The organism is Xanthobacter sp. BG11Y11_SDJG (assembly GCF_057364445.1).
In genome coordinates, this window is record NZ_JBNFNU010000569.1 from 1 (window position 1) to 2,008 (window position 2,008).

1 protein-coding gene and 2 pseudogenes are annotated in these 2,008 nt (G+C 72.1%); all 3 read left to right on the forward strand.

The genetic code is table 11. The annotated features are described in order from the left end of the window. Window positions 1–43 precede the first annotated feature (43 nt). Window positions 44–604, forward strand: coding sequence for a 16S rRNA (guanine(966)-N(2))-methyltransferase RsmD (rsmD, locus tag AC2W7M_RS24485; protein ID WP_486135631.1), 561 nt, complete (start codon window positions 44–46; stop codon window positions 602–604). A 395-nt stretch (window positions 605–999) separates the two neighbouring features. Continuing rightward, window positions 1,000–1,490: pseudogene (gene pal / locus AC2W7M_RS24490) on the forward strand (peptidoglycan-associated lipoprotein Pal). A 155-nt stretch (window positions 1,491–1,645) separates the two neighbouring features. Beyond that, window positions 1,646–2,008 (forward strand): annotated as a pseudogene (locus tag AC2W7M_RS24495) (hypothetical protein); the annotation flags it as partial.

Below are 2,008 nucleotides of genomic sequence, written 5' to 3' on the forward strand. Positions count from 1 at the left end.
CGGCGGTCGGCCGGGGCCGCGCGGCAAGAGCTGAGGCGGCGCGGTGCGCATCGTCGGCGGCAGCCTCAAGGGGCGGGTGCTGAAGGGGCCGCGCGCCGGCCTCATCCGCCCCACCTCCGACCGGCTGCGCGAGAGCCTGTTCAACGTGCTCGCCCACGCGTATGGCGACCCCTGCGCCGGCGCCCAGGTGCTCGATTTGTTCGCCGGCACCGGCGCACTCGGGCTTGAGTCGCTTTCGCGCGGCGCGCGCTTCTGCCTGTTCGTGGACGACAGCGCCGAGGGGCGCGGCCTGATCCGGGAGAATGTGGAGGCGCTCGGGCTCACCGGATCGACCAGGATCTTCCGCCGCGACGCCGGCCGGCTCGGCCCCGCGGGCCCCCATGACGGGCCGTTCGGCCTCGTCTTCTGCGATCCGCCCTATGGCAAGGGCCTCGCCGAGGCGGCGCTGGCGGCGGCGCGGGACGGCTGGCTCACGTCCGACGCCTTGGTGGTGGTGGAGGAGCGCACCGGCGCCTTCGCCGCCCCCGAGGGCTTCCGCGAGCTGGAACGGCGCGCCTATGACGACAGCGAGCTGACCTTCCTGGAGCGCGCCGGGCCGGCCTGACCGGCCGCCGACTGTTGCCCTTCGGCAACGCTCCGGCGCGCAGAAGCGTCACCAAGGCCCTGCCCCAACCCCTGCACCCCCTCGCCATGATGACGCCACGAGCGCGCATCAGTGAAGGCGGGTCCGGGCTCGGGGGTTCGATCCCGCCCGGCGCGCTCCCACTGCCGAGCCGATGCCGCGTCCGTTCCCGGCCGCGCGTCGCTCGGCCTTGCGGCGCTCACGCACGACACGGGCGGCGCGACAAGGTTTGAGAAACCATGCGCCGCGGTTTGCGCCGTCCGGCGACGGATTTGCGGCTCGCGCCGCGGCGGACGGCGCCCCACGGAAGGTTCGCTTAACCGGACGGCGGCTAGATGGAGCCTCCGGTACGCGTGTTGAGAAGGGAGACACCGGAAATGCGTTTCATCGGCTTTGCTCGCGGCTTCCGGTTCGCGGCTCTTTTCGGCTTCGCGCTGGCGCTGGCCGCGTGCGCGAACACGCCGAATCCCAATGCCGCGGGCGGCCAGGCCGGTCCTCCCGGGTCTCCCCAGGAGTTCATCGTCGCGGTCGGCGACCGCGTGTTCTTCGAGAGCGACCAGACCGACCTCACGCCGCAGGCCCGCGCCACCCTCGACCGGCAGGCGCAGTGGCTCCAGCAGTGGAACCGCTACACCTTCGTCATCGAGGGCCACGCGGACGAGCGCGGCACGCGCGAATACAACATCGCCCTCGGCGCCCGGCGCGCCCAGGCGGTGCGCGACTATCTCGCCTCGCGCGGCATCGACATCGCCGCATGCGCACCATCTCCTACGGCAAGGAGCGCCCGGTGGCGGTGTGCAACGACATCTCCTGCTGGTCGCAGAACCGCCGCGCGGTGACGGTGCTGAACGCCGGCGGCGCCTCCTGACGGCGGCGTCCCTGCCGCCGGGCGACCGGCGGCCGGTGCGGCTGATCGGCGTAAAGCCGTTGAGGGGTCACACTTTGGACGCGATCCCTACGGTAACATGAGGGTGGAGTGCGGTTCACCGCGTCCCCCTCGAAACGAGCGCCCCGTTCTCGATCATGATGTATCGTCTGCCCCAGGCCGGCGCTTTGGCCGGCGCCCTCGCATTGTTCCTGTGCGCCTTTGCGTCCGCCGCCTCGGCCCAGCAGGACGGCGGCCTGTTCGGCAATCTGTTCAAGCCGCCGGGTCAGGTGCAGGAGCACCCCCCGGGCGCTGACATGACCGAACTCGTGACCCGCATGGAGCGGCTTGAGAATGCGCTGCGCCAGCTCACGGGCCAGGTGGAGCAGCTCCAGTACCGCAATCAGCAGCTTGAATGCAGGTGCGTCGCCTGGAGGAAGGCGGCGGCGTGCCCGTCCGGCCGCCACGACGGCGGGCGCCGTCGCCAAGCCGCCGCTTGCGCCGCCTGCCAATGGCCGGCG